Origin of the sequence: Glutamicibacter sp. V16R2B1, assembly GCF_005774635.1 — a bacterium.
Taxonomy (GTDB): domain Bacteria; phylum Actinomycetota; class Actinomycetes; order Actinomycetales; family Micrococcaceae; genus Glutamicibacter; species Glutamicibacter creatinolyticus.
Map to the genome: position 1 here is coordinate 171,425 of NZ_VATX01000012.1, position 20,133 is coordinate 191,557.

At 67.7% G+C, this 20,133-nt stretch carries 17 protein-coding genes, 1 pseudogene and 1 riboswitch; of the genes and pseudogenes, 11 read left to right on the plus strand and 7 right to left on the minus strand.

Annotated features, from left to right (window positions below):
• Positions 1–117: 117 nt before the first annotated feature.
• From bioB to bioD, 5 genes and pseudogenes are all read left to right on the plus strand, one after another.
• Positions 118–1,386 (plus strand): biotin synthase BioB, encoded by a 1,269-nt coding sequence (gene bioB, locus FDN03_RS08150; protein ID WP_138175831.1) that lies wholly within the window; start codon positions 118–120, stop codon positions 1,384–1,386.
• Positions 1,383–2,778: pseudogene (gene bioA / locus FDN03_RS08155) on the plus strand (adenosylmethionine--8-amino-7-oxononanoate transaminase). Before bioB ends, bioA begins: the two are co-directional and overlap by 4 nt.
• Positions 2,768–3,997 carry an aminotransferase class I/II-fold pyridoxal phosphate-dependent enzyme gene (locus FDN03_RS08160; protein ID WP_138175833.1) on the plus strand — a complete coding sequence of 410 codons (1,230 nt, stop codon included), beginning with the start codon at positions 2,768–2,770 and terminating at the stop codon, positions 3,995–3,997. The pseudogene bioA and the gene FDN03_RS08160 overlap by 11 nt, the downstream one beginning before the upstream one ends.
• Entirely contained in the window at positions 3,994–5,181 is a 1,188-nt protein-coding gene (locus FDN03_RS08165) for a cytochrome P450 (protein ID WP_138175835.1), read from the plus strand. The genes FDN03_RS08160 and FDN03_RS08165 overlap by 4 nt, the downstream gene beginning before the upstream one ends.
• On the plus strand, positions 5,178–5,966 hold the full coding sequence (gene bioD / locus FDN03_RS08170; RefSeq protein WP_138175837.1) for a dethiobiotin synthase: 789 nt from the start codon (positions 5,178–5,180) through the stop codon (positions 5,964–5,966). The genes FDN03_RS08165 and bioD overlap by 4 nt, the downstream gene beginning before the upstream one ends.
• Here bioD and FDN03_RS08175 read toward each other — a convergent pair.
• Positions 5,932–6,879 carry a LysR family transcriptional regulator gene (locus tag FDN03_RS08175; RefSeq protein WP_138175839.1) on the minus strand — a complete coding sequence of 316 codons (948 nt, stop codon included), beginning with the start codon at positions 6,877–6,879 and terminating at the stop codon, positions 5,932–5,934. The genes bioD and FDN03_RS08175 overlap by 35 nt on opposite strands.
• 92 nt (positions 6,880–6,971) lie before the next feature.
• On the opposite strand from FDN03_RS08175, the gene FDN03_RS08180 reads away from it, so the two are divergent.
• A complete protein-coding gene (locus FDN03_RS08180; protein ID WP_249354436.1) occupies positions 6,972–8,798 on the plus strand; it encodes an FAD-binding protein in 1,827 nt (608 codons plus the stop codon).
• A 317-nt stretch (positions 8,799–9,115) separates the two neighbouring features.
• Here FDN03_RS08180 and FDN03_RS08185 read toward each other — a convergent pair whose 3' ends face one another.
• The 3 genes from FDN03_RS08185 to FDN03_RS08195 are packed head-to-tail and all read right to left on the minus strand — an operon-like array spanning position 9,116 to position 11,978.
• A complete protein-coding gene (locus tag FDN03_RS08185) occupies positions 9,116–9,748 on the minus strand; it encodes an LUD domain-containing protein (RefSeq protein ID WP_138175841.1) in 633 nt (210 codons plus the stop codon).
• A complete protein-coding gene (locus FDN03_RS08190; protein WP_212743883.1) occupies positions 9,745–11,217 on the minus strand; it encodes a LutB/LldF family L-lactate oxidation iron-sulfur protein in 1,473 nt (490 codons plus the stop codon). Before FDN03_RS08190 ends, FDN03_RS08185 begins: the two co-directional genes overlap by 4 nt.
• The gene (locus tag FDN03_RS08195; protein WP_054821375.1) at positions 11,214–11,978 is read right to left on the minus strand and encodes a (Fe-S)-binding protein; all 765 of its coding nucleotides are present in this window, start codon (positions 11,976–11,978) and stop codon (positions 11,214–11,216) included. The genes FDN03_RS08190 and FDN03_RS08195 overlap by 4 nt, the downstream gene beginning before the upstream one ends.
• A 145-nt stretch (positions 11,979–12,123) precedes the next feature.
• Here FDN03_RS08195 and FDN03_RS08200 point away from each other — a divergent pair, with 145 nt between their 5' ends.
• Together FDN03_RS08200 and FDN03_RS08205 are read left to right on the plus strand one after the other, a co-directional pair.
• Positions 12,124–13,803: an L-lactate permease gene (locus FDN03_RS08200; protein ID WP_138175843.1), complete on the plus strand. Its 1,680-nt coding sequence runs from the start codon at positions 12,124–12,126 to the stop codon at positions 13,801–13,803.
• Between the two features lie 45 nt (positions 13,804–13,848).
• Positions 13,849–14,559: an FCD domain-containing protein gene (locus FDN03_RS08205; protein WP_138175845.1), complete on the plus strand. Its 711-nt coding sequence runs from the start codon at positions 13,849–13,851 to the stop codon at positions 14,557–14,559.
• Between the two features lie 97 nt (positions 14,560–14,656).
• On the opposite strand, the gene FDN03_RS08210 is transcribed toward FDN03_RS08205, so the two are convergent.
• The 3 genes from FDN03_RS08210 to FDN03_RS08220 form a co-directional block, all read right to left on the minus strand.
• Positions 14,657–15,814, minus strand: coding sequence for a cytochrome P450 (locus FDN03_RS08210; RefSeq protein ID WP_138175847.1), 1,158 nt, complete (start codon positions 15,812–15,814; stop codon positions 14,657–14,659).
• 68 nt (positions 15,815–15,882) lie between these two features.
• Positions 15,883–16,422, minus strand: a complete 540-nt coding sequence (locus FDN03_RS08215; RefSeq protein ID WP_138175849.1) for an OsmC family protein — start codon at positions 16,420–16,422, stop codon at positions 15,883–15,885.
• Between the two features lie 31 nt (positions 16,423–16,453).
• Positions 16,454–16,575: riboswitch (SAM riboswitch) on the minus strand.
• A 205-nt stretch (positions 16,576–16,780) separates the two neighbouring features.
• Complete coding sequence (locus FDN03_RS08220) at positions 16,781–17,230, minus strand: MarR family transcriptional regulator (protein WP_138175851.1); 450 nt, start codon at positions 17,228–17,230, stop codon at positions 16,781–16,783.
• A 184-nt stretch (positions 17,231–17,414) separates the two neighbouring features.
• On the opposite strand from FDN03_RS08220, the gene FDN03_RS08225 reads away from it, so the two are divergent.
• Genes FDN03_RS08225 through FDN03_RS08235 form a run of 3 tightly spaced genes read left to right on the plus strand, consistent with a single transcriptional unit; the run spans position 17,415 to position 20,133 of the window.
• Positions 17,415–17,732: a bifunctional 3-phenylpropionate/cinnamic acid dioxygenase ferredoxin subunit gene (locus FDN03_RS08225; protein ID WP_246049577.1), complete on the plus strand. Its 318-nt coding sequence runs from the start codon at positions 17,415–17,417 to the stop codon at positions 17,730–17,732.
• Positions 17,733–18,869 carry an FAD-dependent oxidoreductase gene (locus FDN03_RS08230; RefSeq protein WP_138175853.1) on the plus strand — a complete coding sequence of 379 codons (1,137 nt, stop codon included), beginning with the start codon at positions 17,733–17,735 and terminating at the stop codon, positions 18,867–18,869. It abuts the gene before it with no gap.
• Between the two features lie 16 nt (positions 18,870–18,885).
• Entirely contained in the window at positions 18,886–20,133 is a 1,248-nt protein-coding gene (locus tag FDN03_RS08235; RefSeq protein ID WP_138175855.1) for an MFS transporter, read from the plus strand.

Here is a 20,133-nt window from a genome sequence, read left to right on the forward strand (position 1 = left end):
GACTTGAACGCTGTTCAATAAAACGGTATACAGTTGACATACCTTTTATTGAACAGTGTTCAGCATTCCGCTCTTGGTGTGCCGGGCACATGTACCGCGCGAAAGGCCGGCCACATTATGACCACCATCAACAGCAGGACGCACGCCGCAGCGCCACCGCTATCTCAGCAGGCCGCCGCCCCGCCGACCCTGGACGGGCAGCTGGACGTGCATGAGCTGGCTGCACGCATTGAGGCAGGACACCGGCTGACACGGGAGGAGGCCCTGGCCGTGTTGCGAGTTCCCGATGCGGCAACCCACACCCTGGTGGCGGCCGCCGGCAGGCTGCGCCAGAAATTCTTCGGCAACACCGTCAAGGTCAACTACCTGGTCAACCTGAAATCGGGGCTGTGCCCAGAAGACTGCACCTACTGTTCACAGCGCCTTGGCTCCAAGGCCGAAATCCTGAAATACACCTGGCTCAAACCCCAGGAGGCGGTGCACCAGGCCGGACTGGGCGTGGCCGGCGGAGCCTCGCGGGTCTGCATGGTCGCCTCCGGCAAGGGACCCACCGACCGCGACGTGGACCGGGTGGCCACCATGATTGGACAGTTGAAGGACGAGCACCCCGAGGTGGAGGTGTGCGCCTGCTTGGGCATCCTGAAGGAGGGGCAGGCCGCGAAGCTGCATGCCGCCGGGGCCGATGCGTACAACCACAACCTGAATACCGCCGAATCCCTTTACCCGGAAATCTGCTCCACGCACACCTACCAGGACAGGGTGGACACGGTCGGCCAGGCCCGCCACGCCGGGCTCTCACCCTGCTCGGGACTCATCGTGGGTCTGGGGGAGAACCCGGAACAGCTGGTCGAGGCCGTGTTCGCACTGCGCGACCTGGAAGCCGACTCCATCCCGGTGAACTTCCTCATGCCCTTCGACGGGACCCCGCTGGAAGGCACGTGGCTGCTGACGCCCCTGGGCTGCCTGCGGATCCTGGCGCTGGTGCGCCTGGCCTGCCCCCAGGCCGAACTGCGCATGGCCGGTGGCCGTGAAATGCACCTGCGCACGCAGCAACCGGCCGCCCTGCAGGTGGCCAACTCGATCTTCCTGGGCGACTACCTGACCAGCGAGGGGCAGGCGGCCGCCGCTGACCTGGCGATGATCGCCGACGCCGGATTCGTGGTGCTGGGCCAGGAAGACGTGGACCCCAACGAGCTGGCCCGCCGCGTGCACGCCTCGAAGGACCACGGTGCCCACCAACCGGCCACAGGCTGCGGCGGCGGATGCGCCAGCACCTGCGGCACCGCCGGGACCGGATGCCCGATCGGGGCCGCGGGGCCGGCTGCGGGCGTCGAACCGGTGCTGCGCCGCCGCGGTGCAGGCACCAGCGAAAGCCCGAACGCATGAAACCCGCCGGGAAATCTGCGCTCCACCCTGGACCTGCGACACCGCCCCCGCCCTTGGCCGGCAGCGTCCTGGACAGGGATGCCGGGCTGCTCTGGCATCCGTACAGTACCCTGGGGGCCGGGGCCCGCTATGAGGTGCAGGAGGCCGAGGGCGTCTGGCTGAGTCTCGCCGATGCCTCCGGGCGCTACCGGGTGATCGATGGCATGTCCTCCTGGTGGTCCGCCGTCCACGGGTACCGCCACCCGCGGCTGGATACGGCTGCGCGGAAACAGCTGGAGCAATTCAGCCACGTAATGTTCGGGGGACTGACCCACGCACCGGCCGTGGAACTGGCCGAACGCCTGACGGCCCTGGCGTCGGGCAGCCTGAACCACGTGTTCCTAGCCGACTCGGGATCCATCTGCGTGGAAGTGGCACTCAAATTGGCGCTGCAGTACCAGCACGCCCGGGGGCAAGGAGAACGTCAACGCGTCGCGGCCCTGCGGGGGCTATCATGGGGACACCTTTGCCACCATGGGAATCTGCGACCCGGTGGACGGGATGCACGCGCAATTCAGCGGCCAGGGGCCGGAGCACGTATTTCTGCCCCGCCCGCCCTCCGCCGTGCCCGAACCAGGGGGCGGCTGGCAGGTTGATGAGACCGAGCTTTCGGAGTGGGAGACCCGGGCGCGGGCCGGGATCGCTGCGCACTCCGAAGAGCTGGCCGCCATCATCTGCGAACCGGTGCTGCAGGGCGCCGGAGGCATGCACGTCTACGCGCCGCAGGTGCTGGGGGTGCTGCGCCAACTGGCCGACGAGCACGGCCTGCTGTTGATCTTTGACGAAATCGCCACCGGATTCGGCCGCACCGGGCGCCTCTTCGCCAGCCAATGGGCCGGGGTCATCCCGGACATCATGTGCGTGGGCAAGGCCCTGACCGGCGGCTACCTGAGCCTGGCTGCGACGCTGTGCACCACCGCGGTGGCCCAGACGCTGGAGCGCAGCGGTTCACCGCTGCTGCACGGGCCCACCTTCATGGGCAATCCGCTGGCCTGCGCAGTGGCCAACGCGTCGCTCCGGCTGCTGAGCGAACCGGATCCGCAGGACAAGGGCGCCGCCCGCTGGCAGGGGCAGGTCAACGCCCTGCAGGACGGGCTGCGCCGGACACTGGGTGAAGCGAGCGGCTTCAGCAGCGTCCGCCAGGTGCGGGTACTGGGCGGGGTCGGGGTCATCCAGCTGCGTGAGCCGGTGCGGATGGCCGAAGTGACCGCCGCCGCGGTTCGCCGGGGTGCGTGGGTGCGCCCCTTCCGCGACCTCCTCTACGTGATGCCGCCCTATGTCACCGGCAGTCGGGAACTGGAGCAGCTGGGGCAGGCGGTCGTGGCGGCGGTAGGCCAAGTCCATGGACGCTAGCCTCCACAGTCCAGCGCAGGAATCGGCACGAGGCGGGGAACTGCCGGAGCACTGGCACGGGTGGCTCGCCGGGCGGCAACGGGTGCGCCAACTCCGTCACTTCCAACGCCGCGACACCAGTCGGACCGGGCTGCTGGATCTGGCGTCCAACGACTACCTGGGGTTGTGCGGGCACCCGGCGGTGCGGCAGGCCGCGACCCAGGCGCTGCAGGAGCAGGGCGCCGGCGCCGGAGCGAGCCGCATCGCCACCGGCACGCTGCCGGTGCACCGGGAGCTGGAAGACGCCTTGTGCCGCTACACCGGACGGGATGCCGCTTTGGTGTTCTCCAGCGGGTATACCGCCAACCTGGGCCTGTTGCAGGCACTGGGCGGCTCTGGCAGTCTGTTCATCCTCGACGCCCACGCCCATGCCAGCCTGGTGGACGGCGCCCGGCTTTCCGGGGCCGCGGTGCGCACCGCCGGGCACAATGACCTGGCTGGGATGAGACGGATCCTGGGGGAACACCGGCAGCAGGCCCGGGCAAGCCGTGCGCCCTCACGGGTGGCGGTAGTGGTTGAGTCCCTGTACTCGGTGCTGGGGGACAGTGCCGACCTGGGCGCTGCGGCCCGATTATGCCAAGAGTACGGTGCGTTGCTGGTGGTTGACGAGGCGCACTCCCTGGCGGCCACCCCCGGCGGCAGCGCAGTGCGTGCTGCCGGGCTGCAGCACAGCGCCCACGTGCTGGTCACCGCAACCCTGTCCAAGGCACTGGCCGCCCAAGGCGGGGCAGTGCTGCTGGGTGGACAGCAGGCGGGCCTGCTGCGCGAGCACCTGCTGAACACCGCCCGGACCTTTCTCTTTGACACCGCATTGAACCCCGCCGCCGCCGGGGCCGCCCGCGCAGCCCTGCAGCTGGCCGACGCCCCGCGGCGCGCCCGGCTGATGCGCAACGTTGAGCTGATCGGGAACACCCTGGTCGCGGCTCCCGGCTGGGACGCGCGGGTGGAGCGTGGGACCGGGCCGATCCTCTCGGTGCGGATGGGCAGTGCCGCCACCGCGGTCCGCGCCACCGGACGCCTGGCGGCGCAGGGGATTTCCGTGGCCTGCTTTCGCCCGCCCAGTGTTCCGGACGGCATCTCCCGGTTGCGCATCACCGGGCACGCCCACCACGAAACCACTGCGCTGCAGGAGGCACTGCACGCCATCATCACCACCATCACCCAGGAGGAGCACTCATGAGCTGCCCGTTCGCCACCGAACCCAGCGTGCCCGGCGCACCGGCAACGACAACACGACGGGCGCCGTTGGGCGGAAACCTGCACTGGGCCTACCCGCCACAAATCACCGAACGCTACCGCATCATCGAGGATCCGCGGCAGGTGCGCCGGATCCTGCTGCGCCCGGAACTGTTCACCCCGGATAATGCGCTGCTCACCGCGATCGACCTGGCCCCGAGCGCATTGCGGATCCTCGCGGCCGAAAAGTTCTTCCTGCCACCGGTGCTGGCCAGCGCCAGCGGGCAGGAGCACCGCCGGGTGCGGCGCATCGTTGCCGGGTTCTTCAGCCCCGCCAAGGTGGCCGCCCAACGCGGGTTCGTGCAGCGTCGGGCGCGGGAGATCTGCGAGGATCTGGCCGCCGGGACCGAGAGGGAACCGGTGGACCTGAGCGCACGGCTGGCCGCGCCGATTCCGGCAGAGGTGATGCAGCGCCTGAGCGGGGTGCCGGTGCCGCCGGCGGACCTGCTCAAGCGCTTCAGCCGCCACTCACTGGAATTGTTCTGGGGATGGCCGGATCACCAGCGCCAGCTGGAGCTGGCATACACCGCCACGCAATTCCACGCCTGGCTGCGCCAGAGCGTCCTGCAGGCCATCGCCGCCGGGGACGGAAACCTCTACGCCGAACTGCACCGGGAAGGGGTGGACACGGACCGGATCCGCTCGCTGGGCTACTTTTTGACCATCGCCGGCCAGGAGACCACGGCATTGCTCATCCACACCGTCCTGCACACCGCACTGGACCGGGGCCGCTGGGAGCAGTGCGCCCACAACCCACACACCGCCGCGCAGCTGGTCGGTGCGGTTCTGGCCGCCCAGTCCTCGGTGCCGACCTGGCGGCGCGTCGTGGCCCGGGACACGGTATGTGGTGGTGAGCAATTCTTGGCTGGCCAGCAGCTGGTGTTGCAGCTGTCCGGAGGCCAACTGGGCCGGGAGCAGGATGATTCGCTGGCCTTTGGACTGGGAGTGCACCGGTGCCTGGGGGCCGGGCTGGCCCGGATGCAGGCCGAGGAAGTGCTGCGCACCGCAGCGCAACAGCTCCCGGGACTGACCCTGACCGAGCCGGAGACTCCTTGGCTGCATCTGCTCTCCTTCCAGGCCCCGCTCACGGTGCCGGCACGGCTGGCTGCGGCCGGGGTGCGGGCATGAGCGGGGACGCCGCCAGGATCCTGGCGGTCACCGGGACCGATACCGAGGTCGGCAAGACCGTAGTCACCGCGGTCCTGGCCGCAGCCGCCCTGCAGCGCGGCCACCGCGTGGCGGTCTACAAGCCCACCCAGACGGGGGTGGGGCCGGGCGAGGAAGGGGACGTGCAGGCGGTCGCGCGCTGGCTGTCGCACCCCGCCCAGCTCACCGTGGCCGAAGGGGTGCGCCTGGCCCCGGCGATGGCGCCACTGGATGCGCTGGGCCAGGAAGCGCAGCGCCGTCCCAGCGGCGGCCCCGGTTCACTGCCGAGTCTGCAGGAGCATGTGCGTCGGGTGGGGGAACTGGCCCGCACCCATCAGGTGGTGCTTGTGGAGGGGGCCGGCGGCCTGCTGGTGAAGCTCACGCAGCAGCAGCAGACCGTGGCGGACCTGGCCAGGGAACTGCACGCCCGGCCGGTCCTGGTGACGCGACCGGATCTGGGAACCCTGAACCACACCGAACTGACGCTGGAAGCGGCCAGACAGCGTGGGCTGCGTGAGGGCCTGCTCGTGATGGGCAGCTGGCCAGGGCAACCGCAGGCGCTGCACGAAGTGAACCGCGCGAACCTGCGCGGGCTGGCCGCAAACTTCGGCTGGACGTGGGTGCCCGGCCCGCCGGCGGGCGTGGTTCGGCAGGGCACGGGAACGCTCACCGCACGACTGCACGCCGCCGGGCAGAAGATTGCCCAGACCGGGGCGCTGTGGGAAGCGCGGGTCAGCGCTGCCCACCGGGTGCGGCCAGGGCGTTGATCGCGGGGCTGCGCCCGGCCAGCTGCGCGGCGGTGGCTGTGATCATCTGCTGCATGGCCGCCGCCGCCCGGGTCAACCCCACGTCCTTGCGGTGGGCCAGGGAAATGGTGCGGGTCAGGGAGGGCTGCTCCAGCCGGCGGGTATGGAACTCGCTGCGGTCCAGCAGCACCGTGGCCGGTACGACCGCCACACCCAGGCCGAGCTGCACGAAACGCAGCACCGCATCCATCTCCCCGCCCTCCAGGACCACGTTCGGTTCCAGGTTGCAGCTGCGATAGGCCTGCATGGTAGCTGCCCGCAGGTCATAGCTGGGGGAGAAGACGATCTGCGGCACCGGGGCCAACTGGGCCAGACTCAGCGGGCCCTGCCCCGCCGGCAGCTGGCCGGCCTTGGCGGCAATGACCATGAGCTCCTCCGAGAGCAGCGGAATGTCATCCAGGGACTCGAAGGCGGCCGGTTCGTGCTCGGAGGCCACCACCAGGGCCAAATCCAGTTGCCCGGCCGAGAGCTGTTCCAGCAGTAGACGCGAACCGGCCTCGCTCAGGTGCAACTCGATGCCCGGATAGCGCCGGTGGAACTCACCCAGCACCATGGCGACCAGGGAGATGCACATCGAGGGCGGGGCACCCAGCCGCACCCGGCCGGCACGCAGCCCGGCCAGCTCCTGCATCTGGTGGCGGATCCGGTCGGCATCGGCCAGCATCCGGGAAGCCAGCGGCACCAGCGCTTCCCCGGCCGGGGTGAGGGTGATGTTGCCGCGGGCGCGGTGGAAAAGCTGGGATCCCAGCTCGGATTCCAGGGTGGCGATCTGCCGGCTCAGCGAGGGCTGGGCCAGGTGCAGCTGCTCGGCGGCCCGGGTGAAGTGACCCAGGTCCGCGACGGTCAGGAAACTCTTGAGCTGGTCGAGGTTCATGGCTCCAGCCTAAAGGACGATAGCCGAAACGCATCGAAACCAGAAAAATAATTCATTGGACTAATGGTTGCCGGGTTTCTAGCGTGGAAGCCATGGGTATGAACAGCTCCGTCGCGGGCAACAACGGCGACACCACGAACAACGAAACCAACGACAACGCCACCGGCCACCGGTTCGACGGCGGCACCGGCAAGATCCGGGAACGCAAGATCTCCACCGGCGTGCTGGTGATCGGCACCGGCGGATCCGGGCTGCGCGCAGCCATTGAACTGGCCGAACTGGGGGTGGACGTGCTGGCCGTGGGCAAGCGCCCCCGCCACGACGCCCACACCTCCCTGGCCGCCGGGGGCATCAACGCCGCGCTGGGAACCATGGACGCCGAGGACAGCTGGCAGCAGCATGCGGCGGACACCATCAAGGAAAGCTATTACCTGGCCAACCCGCACACCGTGCAGATTGTGGCGCAGGGAGCGGCCGAGGGCATCGCGGACCTGGAACGCTACGGGATGGGTTTTGCCCGTGAAGAGGACGGACGGATCTCCCAGCGCTTCTTTGGCGCCCACACCTTCCGCCGCACCGCGTTCGCCGGGGACTACACGGGCCTGGAAATCCAGCGCAGCCTGGTCCGCCGCAGTGAACAGCTGCAGGTCCCCATCCTGGATACCGTGTACATCACCGACATCCTCACCCATGACAACCGCGTGTTCGGCGCGTACGGCTTCGACGTGAACAACGGCACCCGCTACCTGATCCACGCCGATGCGGTGATCCTGGCCGCCGGCGGACACAACCGCATCTGGCGGCGGACCTCCTCCCGGCGCGATGAGAACACCGGGGACTCCTTCCGCCTGGCGGTGGAGGCCGGGGCCCGGCTGCGCGACCCGGAGCTGGTGCAGTTCCACCCCTCGGGGATCATTGAACCGGAAAACGCGGCCGGCACCCTGATCTCCGAGGCAGCCCGCGGCGAGGGCGGCATCCTGCGCAACGGGCTGGGGGAGCGGTTCATGGAACGCTACGACCCGCAGCGCATGGAACTGTCCACCCGCGACCGGGTGGCGCTGGCGGCCTACACGGAAATCAAGGAAGGACGCGGCACCAAGAAGGGCGGGGTCTGGCTGGACATCTCCCACCTGCCGCGCCAGCTGATCATGGAGCGGCTGCCGCGGGTGTACCAGACCATGCTGGAGGTGCAGATGCTGGACATCACCCGCGAACCCATCGAGATCGCGCCGACCGCGCACTACTCCATGGGTGGGGTGTGGGTGCGCCCCGAAGACCACTCCACGCACGTAGAGGGGCTCTACGCGATCGGTGAGGCCTCCAGCGGCCTGCACGGGGCGAACCGCCTGGGCGGCAACTCGCTGATTGAGCTGCTGGTGTTTGGGCGGATCGTGGGCCGGGCGGCCGCCGAGTATTCGGCCGGGCTTGAGTCCCACACCCGTTCGGCCGCCGCGGTGACGCGGGCCCGCGCCGAGCTGGAGCGGCTGCTGGCCGCCGACGGACAGGAAAACGTTCGCTCCCTGCAACGGGCGATCCGGGACATGATGACCGAGTGCGCCGGGGTGGTGCGTGACGAGGCGGGCCTGCTCGAAGGGCTGCGCCGGCTGGATGAGATCGAAGCGCGGATGGCCAACGTGGGAATCCACCCGGACATTGCCGGCTTCCAGGACCTGGCGCACGCCTATGACCTGAAATCCGCGGCGCTCTCCGCCCGGGCCACCCTGGAGGCGGCGCTGGAACGGCGCGAAACCCGTGGCTGCCACAACCGCAGCGACTACCCCGAGCAGGATCCGCAGCTGCAGGTGAACCTGGTCTGGTCCCCGCACGGCGGGGTGGTGCGCGAGTCGATCCCGCCCGTGCCCGCCGAGATCAGTGAGCTGATCGGTGAGGTGGACACGGCCGGGAAGCTGGTGGAGTAGTCCCGCGAGTTTAGAGACCCGTTGGAGCCATCGCACTCCTGCGGGACTTTAAGCAGGCTGAGGGCAACAACCGGAAGTTCGCCCAGTTCGGCATCGAAGAAACCGTGCATTCGTCCTTTTACCGAGGCAAAAGGACACAAAAATCCCTCATAGTGGAGCATGTCGCGACCAGGGGTAGGGGGAGCATCCAGCATTCCCGACCAGCCGAATCTTCTGCGCGCGATGCGCAGCATATTGGGCGGTCGTACAAACGATGGCCGGCTTCCCTTGGAGATTTTGGAACGGGGAAACCGGCCATCGAATGGGGGCGCAGGGGTCTATAGCCCGCGCACGATCAGCACATCCAGGGTGCGCGGCCCGTGCACGCCCTCGACGCGCTCCAGCTCGATGTCGCTGGTGGCGCTCGGCCCGGAAATCCAGGTTTGCGGGCGGGTCACGTCCATGCGCGGCATGGCCTCGGGCAGCAGCTGTACGATCGTGGAGACCGGCACGATGCACACGTGGTGATCGGGCACCAGGGAGATCGCGCGCCGGCCCTGGTCGGGTTCGCCGTCCAGGATGATGGTGCCGGACTCGGCGATGGACACCGCCGAGGAGGTCACCACGGCGCTGGTCTCATCGAGCACCGGGATGTCCAGGGCGTGGCCCGGGGCGTCGATGCGCCGCTCAATGGACTCGGGCAGCTGCTGAAGCCAACCGGTGTCCAGCCCGTGCGGGTAGACCACCGAGCGGGCGGTGGCCAGCTTCGCGGCGACGTGGGTGGCGATCTGCTCGGCCTCGATGACATCCACCCCGGCCTTGTAGTCCACCAGGCGGTCCACCAGCAGTTCGATGACCTCGGTTTCGCTGAGCTGCGAGGTGGTGCGGTAGTCGCGCACCACCGGTTCCACGTGCGGGTTATCGGCCAGTGCGGTGCGGATCCGGCCCAGGATCTCTTCCTTGGCGCTCATTTGCCCTCCTTCTCGCTCTTCCACCAGTCGCGGAAGGACTTGCTTGGCGGTGCCGGGATGTCGCGGCTGGCGGTCCAGCCCGCCGCGATGCCCGGAAGGCGCTTGATCTTCTTGTCCCGGCCGGCGGCCAGCTTGCCCAGCGGCAGCCCCTTTTCCAGCAGGTCCAGGTTCCGGCCCTTGCCCAGCGCCCAGGAGCCGCCCTTCATCAGCAGGTCCATCTGGGTGGGCAGCAGCTTCTTGCCGCGCTGGGAATCCACGTCCTCCCCGCGCAGGTGCACCAGGATTTCGGGGATGTTGATCTTCACCGGGCAGGCGTCAAAGCAGGCGCCGCACAGTGAGGAGGCGTAGGGCAGGGAGTTGTTCTCCTCGGCCTCGATGCCGGTCAGCAGCGGAGAGAGGATCGCGCCGATCGGTCCCGGGTAGGTCGAGCCGTAGGCGTGCCCGCCGGTGCGCTCGTAGACCGGGCAGACGTTCATGCACGCCGAGCAGCGGATGCAGTTCAGCGCGCTGCGCCCGAAGCGGTCCGACAGCGCCCGGGTGCGCCCGTTGTCCATCAGCACCAGGTGCACGTTCTGCGGCCCGTCGTTCTCGGTGACCCCGGTCCACAGCGAGGTGTACGGGTTCATCCGCTCCCCGGTGGAGGAGCGCGGCAGCAGCTGCATGAAGACCTCGATGTCCTGCCAGGAGGGCAGCACCTTCTCGATCCCCATTACGGTGATCAGGGTTTCGGGCAGGGTCAGGCACATGCGCCCGTTGCCCTCGGACTCCACCACGCCCAGGGTGCCGGTGTCCGCCAGGGCGAAGTTGGCCCCGGAGATCGCCACCTTGGTGGAGAGGAACTTCTTGCGCAGGTGCTTGCGCGATGCCTCGGCCAGCTTGGCCGGCTCATTGGTCAGGTTCGGATCCACATCCGGCATCTCGCGCAGGAAGATGTCGCGCACCTCGGTGCGGTTCTTGTGGATCGCCGGGACCAGGATGTGGCTGGGCTTGTCATGGTCCAGCTGCACGATCAGTTCGGCCAGGTCGGTTTCGAAGGCGGCAATGCCCTGGGTTTCCAAGTGCTCGTTCAAGCCGATTTCCTGGGTGGCCATGGACTTGACCTTGACCACCTCGGTGGAGCCGGTCTGCTTGATCAGGTCGGTGACGATCTGGTTCGCCTCGGCCGCGTCGCGGGCCCAGTGGATGATGCCGCCGCGGGCGGTGAAGTTCTTCTCGAACTCCTCCAGGCGCTCATCCAGCCGTGCCATCGCCTGGTTCTTGATCGCCTCCCCGGCGTTGCGCAGCGACTCCCAGTCCGGCAGCTCGCCGACCACGCGCAGCCGCTTGTCGCGGATGGAGTGGGTGGCGTGGCGCAGGTTCGCGCGCAGCTGGGTGTTCTGCAGCTCGTGGTGGGCGGCCTTCGGGAAGGACTCATCGGCAAACAGGTTGCCTTCCCCGGCCGCCGGCATGCCCAAAAATACCTGACTCACAGTGCCACCATCTCTTCCTTCGTGCTGGCCAGGATGTTGGCCAGGTGCATGGTGCCCGGCTTCTGGCCATTGCGTGAGAGCCCGCCACCGATGTGCATCAGGCAGGAGACGTCCCCGCCGACGCACAGCGAGGCGCCGGTGGAGGCGATGTTGCGGGCCTTGTCCTGCAGCATCGCCGAGGAGACATCGGAGTTCTTGATGGAGAAGGTGCCGCCAAAGCCGCAGCACTGGTCTGCCTCGGGCAGCTCCTCCACGGTAATCCCGCCCACCGACTTGAGCAGGTCCAGCTGCCGGTCGCCCAGCTTCAGCAGGCGCATGCCGTGGCAGGAGGGGTGGTAGGTGACGCTGTGCGGGAAGTAGCTGCCCAGCTGTTCGGCGGCGTTGGTGATGCCCAAGACGTCGGTGAGCAGCTGCGAGAGCTCGTAGGTGCGTCCGGCGACCTCCGCTGCGCGGGACTTCAGATCCGGCTTGCCCAGCCGCTCGGCCAGCATGCCGTGCTGGTGCTTCAGGGAGGAGACGCAGGATCCGGAGGGTGCCACGGCCACGTCGTAGTCGGCGCGCTCGAAGGCCTGGACATGGTTTTCAACCACCGGCAGCGCCTCGGGCATGTAGCCGGAATTCATGTGCATCTGCCCGCAGCAGGCCTGGCCGGCCGGGAAGATCACCTCATGGCCAAGGCGTTCCAGGATTTTCACCGTGGACTTGGCCGTTTCCGGGTACATCGCGTCGACGATGCAGGTGGCAAAGAGTGCAATACGCATAAGAATAACTCTCTCGCTGTGTGGTCTGACCATACTAGGCGCATCTTTCGGATCCCGTCAAGACTTGTTGTGATAGCACTCACCTTGTATTATCGGTGGTCTGACCATATGTGGTCTGACCATCACTAGTAAGGACGCCCACACCGTGTTTACACCATCAACCGAGCCGATCGCCGGCAGCGTGGCCATCTCCGCGCTGGTCGCCCTGATCCCGCTGCTCACCTTCTTTGTCATGCTGGCCGTAGTTAAGGTCAAGGCCCACTATGCCGGACTCAGCTCCCTTTTGGTCGCGATCATCGTGGCGATCTTTGGCTGGCAGATGCCGGTGGGGCTGGCCATCAACTCCGGGGTGATGGGCGTGGTGTTCGGCGCCTTCCCCATCGTGTGGATCGTGGTCATGGCGATCTGGCTCTACCAGGTCACCGTGGTCTCCGGGCGCTTCGAGGACCTGCGCCGGGTCTTTGACGTGATCGGCGGCGGGGATGTGCGCATCCAGACGGTGCTGATCGCGTTCTGCTTCGGTGGCCTGCTGGAGGCGTTGGCCGGGTTCGGCGCCCCGGTGGCGATCACCGCCACCATGCTGCTGGCCCTGGGGCTCTCCCCGCTGCGTGCGGCCAGCGCCGTGCTGATCGCCAACACCGCCCCGGTGGCCTTTGGCGCCGTGGCCATCCCGATCACCACCGCCGGTGCGCTGACCGGGATCCCGGCCGCGGAGATCGGCGCCACCGTCGGACACCAGTCCCCGGTGCTGGCCCTGTTCGTTCCCACCGTGCTGGTGCTGGTCATCGCCGGATGGCGCAGCATGCGCCAGACCCTTCCGGTGACCCTGGTGATCGGCATTTCCTTCGCCATCGCCCAGTGGTTGTGCGCGACGTACTTCTCCTATGAACTGACCGACATCGTCGCCTCGCTGGTGGGCCTGGGCGTTGCGGTGCTCTTCTTGCAGGTGTGGAAGCCCAAGGGCGCCGACGAGGCCCGCGAGCGCATCCTCACCCCCGAGGCGCTGGCCAAGCCGGTGGACGCGAACCGCAACCTGCGCCCGGGGGCGACCTGGATGGCGTTGTTCCCCTACGTGCTGGTGATCCTGATCTTCGGTGTGGCCAAGCTGTGGCGCCTGGGCGTGGACATCCCGGCGGCGCTGGCCGCCACCGACGTGAAGTTCGGCTGGCCGGGGCTGCACGGGAACATCGTGGACGGCAACGGCGAGGCGGTCTCCTCGACGATCTACAACTTCAACTGGCTCTCCACCCCCGGCACCCTGCTGCTGATCACCGGGCTGATCGTGGCCATCGTGTACTCCAAGTTCGATGACGGGGGAAAGTACCCGATCGCCGTGGGCAACGCGATCGCCGAGATCGGGCGCACCGTGTACAACATGCGCTTTGCGGCGCTGACCATCCTCTCGGTGCTGGGCCTGGCCTACGTGATGAACCTGTCCGGGCAGACCATCACCATCGGCACCTGGATGGCCGGGGCCGGCGGCGCGTTCGCCTTCCTCTCGCCCATCCTGGGCTGGATCGGCACCGCGGTGACCGGCTCGGACACCAGCGCGAACGCCCTGTTCGCCAAGCTGCAGCAGACCGCCGGGGTCAACGCGGGCATCGACCCGACCCTGCTGGTGGCCGCCAACACCTCCGGCGGCGTGGTCGGCAAGCTGATCTCCCCGCAGAACCTGGCCATCGCGGCGACCGCGGTGAAGATGGAAGGCCAGGAATCGGTGATCCTGAAGAAGGTGGCCGGCTGGTCGGTGGGCATGCTGCTGGTGCTGTGCGTGCTGGTCTACCTGCAGTCCACCCCGGTGCTCAGCTGGATGCTGCCGCACTAGGCCCGTGGCCCTGGCCAACGGCGCAACACACTAAAATGGGTTCTGATGTCTACAAAGCCAACTCCGCGTGCCTATCAGGTGGTCCTGGAGGCCATTGAGCGTGACCTGCGAACCGGGAAGCTGAATCTGGGCGATCAGCTGCCCGGGGAGCGGGCGCTGGCCGAAACCCATGGGATCTCCCGGGCCTCGGTGCGCGACGCAATCCGCATCCTGGACGTGATGGGCGTGGTGCGCACCTCCACCGGTTCGGGCCCGAACTCCGGGGCGGTGATCATCTCCAACCCCTCGGCCGGGCTGTCCCAGGCGCTGCGCCTGCACGTGGCGGCCAAGGGCATCCAGGTCCGGGAGATCGTGGAGTCCCGGATCCTGCTGGAGACCTGGGCGGCGCAGATGACCCCGCGCGACCCGATCCACGCCCAACAGGTGATCGAGCGCACCGCGGTGTTGATCATGCGCATGGATGACCCGCAGCTTTCCCGCGACGAGTTCCACCGCATTGACGCCGAGTTCCATGTGCTGCTCTCCTCGATGGCCGGCAACTCGGTGGTGGAGGCGATGATGGAATCCCTGCGCCACTCGATCAGCGACTACGTGGCCTCGGCCATTCCGGACGATGCGACCTGGCAGCCGATCGTGAAGGTGCTGCGCCGCCAGCACAAGGCAATCCACCGCGCGTTTGCCAACAACAACCGGGAACGGGCCGCGCACATGCTGGAGGAACACATCAACTGGTTCTACCAGCAGACCCGCTTCTAGGCCGGGTTCCGGACCCGGCAGCTTCCTTGCCGCCAGCAGGCGCCGTCCCCCACCAAGGGGGACGGCGCCTGCTGGCGGTTTGTGGTCCGCGGCCGGTTCAGTCCAGCTGCAGCGGCAGCGTGGAGTACCCGCTGCCGGGGTAGTGGGCCCGGGCCGGTGCCTGGGCGCCGGGAGCCGGGGCAATGCTGCTGGTGCGCTTGAGCAGTTCTTCGACCAGCACCCGCAACTCCAGCCGCGCCAGCGGCGCCCCCGGGCAGATGTGGATGCCCGCCCCGTACAGCAGGTTCAGCCCCGGGTCCCGGTCCAGGCGGAACTCATCCGGGTCCCCGAAGACGCTCTCATCGCGGTTGGCCGAAGCCCACACCACGGTCACCCGCTCACCGGCCGGGATCAGCCGCCCGTTGACCTCCACATCCCGGGTGGCCACCCGACGGTTGGCAATCAGCGGGGCGTGCGCCCGCAGGATCTCGTCGTTGGCCGCCCCGATCAGCGAGGGATCCTCGCGCAGACGGGTCTGGATTTCCGGGTGGGTGGCCAGAAAATTGGCCAGGATCCCGACACTAGCGGCAATGGTGCTCAGCTCACCGACCGTCCAATTGCGCAACAGGCTGACCAGCTCCTCGTCATTCAGCGCCCGGCCGTACACCTGCTCATGCAGCAGTTGGGTGGTCAGGTCCTTCGGCGCGCGGTGGCCGGCCTCGCGCCGCTGCTGGAGCAGCTGGCGAATGTATCCGTCAAACTCCACGGCGATGGCCTTCATCGCCGGTCGGTCCTGGGCCAAGGTGGCCGTGCGGTTCTTCGCGGTCCAGGCGCGCAGCGGTTCCTCCAGCTCCCGCGGCCACCCCAGGAACGCGCTCTGGGCGCGCAGTGCATAGACCTCGGCCAGCTGCTCAATCACGTCGACCGGTTCGTGCAGCGGCAGCTCCCGGAGCAGGCTGAGCGCCACTTCCCGGCACACCGGCTCGAAGCGGCGCATCAGCTCCGGGGTGAAGTAGCGGTCATTGACCGCCCGGTAGACGGTGTGCTCCGGCGGATCCATGCCATTGGGCACGGTCAGCCGCTGGGAGACGGCGTTGCTGAACGTTTCCGGATCATGCAGCACCCGCAGCGCATCTTCGTGCCCCAGCACCGAGTAGCCGAGGAACTCGCTGTGGGCGACGGGGCACTGGGCCCGGAAGCGGTCGTAGGCGGCAATCTGGTCCTCTAGCACCTCCGGGGACCGTGGGTCCCAGTCCGGCGCGGCTGATGCTGACATGCTGCTTTCCTCCAATGCTCGCCTGGCCTCAGGCTACGCGCTGGCAGGCGGACCGGACAAGGCCCTGGCTAGCGTCCGGACACGAGGACGTTGACGCTCACCGGTACCGGGTTCTTGAAAACGTCCAGCACCGGGCAGTGCTCATCGACCACCCGCTGCAGCTCACGATAGCGCTCGGTGGATTCCGGACCGGTGAGCTGCACATCCAGCTGAACACCGGTAAAACCGGGGCGCACCGACGGGTCGGCGCCGAACAGGCCGTGCACATCCAGATCTCCGTTCGCGGTGACCTTGATGTCATCCACCTGGATCCCCAGCTGCTGGGCGTAGAGGCGGTAGACCACGATCTGGCAGGAGGCCAGCGCGGCCAGCGCGTACTCGACCGGGCTGGCGGCCGCGTCGTCCCCGGCCAGCGGCGCCGGCTCGTCGACCTGGAAGGTGTGCCGTCCGGCCTTGATGTCGCTGGCCACCGCACCGGTACCGCTGCCGGTGACGGTGAAGGACAAGCTGCCGTTGGCGGGGTCGGCCGACAGCCGTTCGTTCCATGCCTGCGCGGCGGCATCCAGTCGCTGGGCGCGGTCCTCGGCGAGGGTCAGGGTGCTGGTCATGGGAAATCTTCCCCTTTCTGGCGCAAGGGGGCGCCATCGCTTACGCTGCTGGCCTTCAACAGCGTCGAATCATCACCTGGGGCACCCCGCACAATGGCGCAAATAGGGTTGCCGTCCGACCAGCCAGGGCTTGTACGGTCGGAACTCGTGATTCAGTGCTTCTGTTCTATCCCGCATCGGGCGGGGTGGACAACGAGCCGCGTCATGTTTCGTCATCCCGTCATGTGCGGAGGTAGGTCACGTTCGGGCCGGGCGATGGGGGAGCACGGCGGTGGACCAATGAGGTATTGCCTCCAGCAGCACCCCGGCCCTCATGGCAAGCGGCACCACGCTGCGCACCCTTTGACTGCGGCTGCGGTTAACCGGCGTCGGCGGCGTCGGAGTTGTCGTTCAAACGGTGCAGCAGATCGGCGAAACGTTGCACGTCCTCGGTGGACCAGTCCTCCAGCTTGTCCCGCAGGCGCTGGCGCTGCGCCTGGCCGCTGGCGTACCAGGCGTCGCGCGCCCGCTCGGTGATGGACACCAGCTGGGCCCGGCCATCCTTGGGATCCGCGGTCCGGGTGATCAGTCCCTGGGTCTCCAACTGCTTGACCAGCCGGGAAATCGTGGCCTTGTCCAGCTGCAGCGATTCGGCAAGGAACCCCTGCTGCTGGGAATCGTGATGCACTAGGATCGCCAGGATCCGGTAACCAGGGGCCTGCAGCTCCGGGTGGATCGCTTTGGCGCGCTGCACCAGGGTCTGGCGGGCGCGGAACAAGGTCGTGGTGAACTCTCTTTCCACCGTGGTGAAAAGTTCTTCGTCATGCATGGAACCATTCTAGGCGGGCGCACACCCCGGCCATGATCTGCCCCGACCTGTTCGGGCTTCCCACGCCGGAACAGGAAACGCTGGCCCAGGGATACGCCCAGCGGGACGTGACCGAGCTACTACGTGAGCGTCCGCAGAAGGTGACAAGATGAGAAAGACTAATTTTAGAACCGAAGGAGAAGCAGTGAGCTACACGGTGGGTCCAGTCGACATGATTCCGGTCGGTGAGGCGCTGAAGGTCGAATCCGATGACAGCGGAGCCAAGGAGGACATCGCCATCTTCCATGCGGAGGACGGCAACTTCTACGCCCTGCAGGATGAGTGCACCCACGAAGTCGCCTCCCTGTCCGAAGGATGGATTGAAGACTGCGAAGTCGAATGCCCGCTGCACGCTTCCCGGTTTAACCTCAAGACCGGCAAGGTCCTGTGCCTGCCAGCCTATGTTGATGCGCGCACCTACAAGGTGGAGGTCATCGACGGGATGCTGGAGCTGCACTTCTAAATGGGTTCAGTGCATATCGTCGGGGCCGGGGTCGCCGGTTTCTCCCTGGCCCACACGCTGATCCAGGCGGGCTATGCCGGACACATCACGCTCAGCGATCCGGAGGGGCTGCCCTACGATCGCCCGCCCCTGAGCAAGACGCTGGAACGGGTCAACCTCGCACCCCCGGCATGGTTTATTGAGCATTCGGTGCAGCTGCAGCCGCAGCGCATTGACCAGGTCCAGGCACCGGAATCCGAACAGGACTGGCTGGTGCTCGCCACCGGAACCACGCCAAGGAGACTGCAGGTGCCCGGGGCCGAACATGCCCGGGTGATCCATACGGCCAAGGACGCCGAGGACCTGTCACAGAAGCTGTCCTTCGGCGCCTTCGGAACCCAGGTGGTGGTCATCGGTGCCGGGCTCATCGGGGCCGAATTCGCCGCCGCGGCCCGACAGTTCGGCGCCATGGTCACCTTGATCAGCAACCAGCAGGTGCCGCTGGTCACCGCCTTTGGCGAACCCATGGCCCGCCAGCTGCACGAGGACCATCGGCTGAACGGGATCCGGGTGGTGACCGGGATGGCCGAGCGGATCACCGAAAACAGTGTCGAGGTCAATCAGGAGAGCATCGAGGCCGACGTCGTGGTGGCCGCGATCGGGGTGGAGCCGAACCTCACCCTGGCCGACACCCTGGGCCTGGAAACGAACAATGGCATCATCGTGGACGCGGGCATGCGCACCAGCGTCCCCCAGGTGCTGGCGATCGGGGATGTGGCCCGCGAGGCCGGTGCCCGCCCCCTGCGCCACTGGGACCGGGCCAATGAGGATGCTGCGCTCGCCGCCGCAACGATCATGGGCACCAGCGCCCCACGGCGCAAGGTGCCCTGGTTCTGGTCCGACCGCCACGAATCCCACGTGGAAGTCGTCGGGGACTTCACCGCGGTGGCGCGCACCGTGGCCCGCCACACCCGGCAGGGCAAGATCCAGGTGCTCTTCGGCCTGGATGGGCAGGACCGCCTGGTGGCCGCCTCCATGGTCGATGGCGGGCTGATGGGCCGGGCCGTGCGAAAATTGATTGAACAGGAGATCACCCCGCCCATCACCGACCTGGAAGATCCGGGGATCACTCCGCGCAATCTGGGTCGCAAACGGTAGGCGGGTACGCAGCAGCATGGAATCTAACAAGGCAGTCGAAGCACTCCGGACCCCCACCGCGCGCGTGGGCGTCGGCTGGATCGCCGCGGTACTGATTGTGCACATCGGCATCAACGTCGGCTTCTTCGCACCCATCCAGGTGTTGCTGGGACTGCACTCCGAGGCGATCTCCCCGCAGCAGAAAAACGCCACCCTGTCGCTGGTGACCGGTGTGGGCGCGGTTGTCTCGATGATCGCGAACCCGTTGTTCGGCGCCCTCAGCGACCGAACCACCTCCCGCTTTGGCCGCCGCATCCCCTGGATCGTGGCCGGTACCCTGGGCGGTGCGCTGGCCCTGCTGCTGATGTCCACCGCACAGACCGTCACGGTGCTGGTGCTGGGCTGGGCACTGATGCAGGCCGCGGGCAACGCCGCGCTGGCCGCGGTGCTCGCCGTCGTACCGGACAAGGTCCCGGTCGCCCAGCGCGGCACCGTGGGTGGGCTGATCGCCCTGGCCCAGACCCTGGGCATCCTGGTGGGCGCCGGCATCGGCATGGTCGCCGCCAGTGACCTGGTGTTCGGCTACGCGATCGTCGCGGTGGTGATTGCCCTGTGCTCGGTGCCCTTCGTGCTGCTGCGCCAGGACGTGGTGCTGCCGGCCAGCGCCCGCGAGGAGTTCGCCTGGGGCAGCTTCCTGCGCAGCTTCTGGATCAACCCGGTCCGCTACCCGGACTTCGGCTGGGCCTGGCTGACCCGCTTCCTGCTTTACCTTTCCAGCCAGCTGATCCTGGTCTACCTGCTGTACTTCCTGCAGGATGGGCTGAACCATCCCGAACCGGCCGCCGGGGTGCTGGTGCTCAGCAGCATCTACGCCGGTTTTGTGATCCTCTCCTCGGTGGTGGCTGGCAAGCTCTCCGACCGGGACGGCAAGCGCAAGCGCTACGTGGTGATCTCCTCCCTGATTGTGGCCGCCGCGGCGCTGGTCATGGCCGTGGCCCCCTCCTTCCCGGTGGCGATCGGCGGAGCGGTGCTGCTCGGACTGGGATTCGGATCCTTCCTGGCGGTGGACTACGCGCTGCTGACCCAGGTGCTGCCGCACGCCGATTCCCGGGCCAAGGACCTGGGTGTCATCAACGTCGCCAACTCCCTGCCGCAGGTCTTCGCGCCCCTGATCGCCTGGATCGCGGTGAGCTGGCTGGGCGGGTACCCCACCTTGTTTGTCTGCGCCGCGGTGGTCAGCGTGGCCGGCGGGCTGCTGGTGCGCCGCATCAAGATGGTTCCGTAG

Excerpts from the sequence above, each read along its gene's own strand:
- bioB (WP_138175831.1), top strand. The coding sequence starts at position 118 with ATGACCACCATCAACAGCAGGACGCACGCCGCAGCGCCACCGCTATCT.
- FDN03_RS08160 (WP_138175833.1), top strand. The coding sequence starts at position 2,768 with ATGGACGCTAGCCTCCACAGTCCAGCGCAGGAATCGGCACGAGGCGGG.
- FDN03_RS08165 (WP_138175835.1), top strand. The coding sequence starts at position 3,994 with ATGAGCTGCCCGTTCGCCACCGAACCCAGCGTGCCCGGCGCACCGGCA.
- bioD (WP_138175837.1), top strand. The coding sequence starts at position 5,178 with ATGAGCGGGGACGCCGCCAGGATCCTGGCGGTCACCGGGACCGATACC.
- FDN03_RS08175 (WP_138175839.1), bottom strand. The coding sequence starts at position 6,879 with ATGAACCTCGACCAGCTCAAGAGTTTCCTGACCGTCGCGGACCTGGGT.
- FDN03_RS08180 (WP_249354436.1), top strand. The coding sequence starts at position 6,972 with ATGGGTATGAACAGCTCCGTCGCGGGCAACAACGGCGACACCACGAAC.
- FDN03_RS08185 (WP_138175841.1), bottom strand. The coding sequence starts at position 9,748 with ATGAGCGCCAAGGAAGAGATCCTGGGCCGGATCCGCACCGCACTGGCC.
- FDN03_RS08195 (WP_054821375.1), bottom strand. The coding sequence starts at position 11,978 with ATGCGTATTGCACTCTTTGCCACCTGCATCGTCGACGCGATGTACCCG.
- FDN03_RS08205 (WP_138175845.1), top strand. The coding sequence starts at position 13,849 with ATGTCTACAAAGCCAACTCCGCGTGCCTATCAGGTGGTCCTGGAGGCC.
- FDN03_RS08210 (WP_138175847.1), bottom strand. The coding sequence starts at position 15,814 with ATGTCAGCATCAGCCGCGCCGGACTGGGACCCACGGTCCCCGGAGGTG.
- FDN03_RS08215 (WP_138175849.1), bottom strand. The coding sequence starts at position 16,422 with ATGACCAGCACCCTGACCCTCGCCGAGGACCGCGCCCAGCGACTGGAT.
- FDN03_RS08220 (WP_138175851.1), bottom strand. The coding sequence starts at position 17,230 with ATGCATGACGAAGAACTTTTCACCACGGTGGAAAGAGAGTTCACCACG.
- FDN03_RS08230 (WP_138175853.1), top strand. The coding sequence starts at position 17,733 with ATGGGTTCAGTGCATATCGTCGGGGCCGGGGTCGCCGGTTTCTCCCTG.
- FDN03_RS08235 (WP_138175855.1), top strand. The coding sequence starts at position 18,886 with ATGGAATCTAACAAGGCAGTCGAAGCACTCCGGACCCCCACCGCGCGC.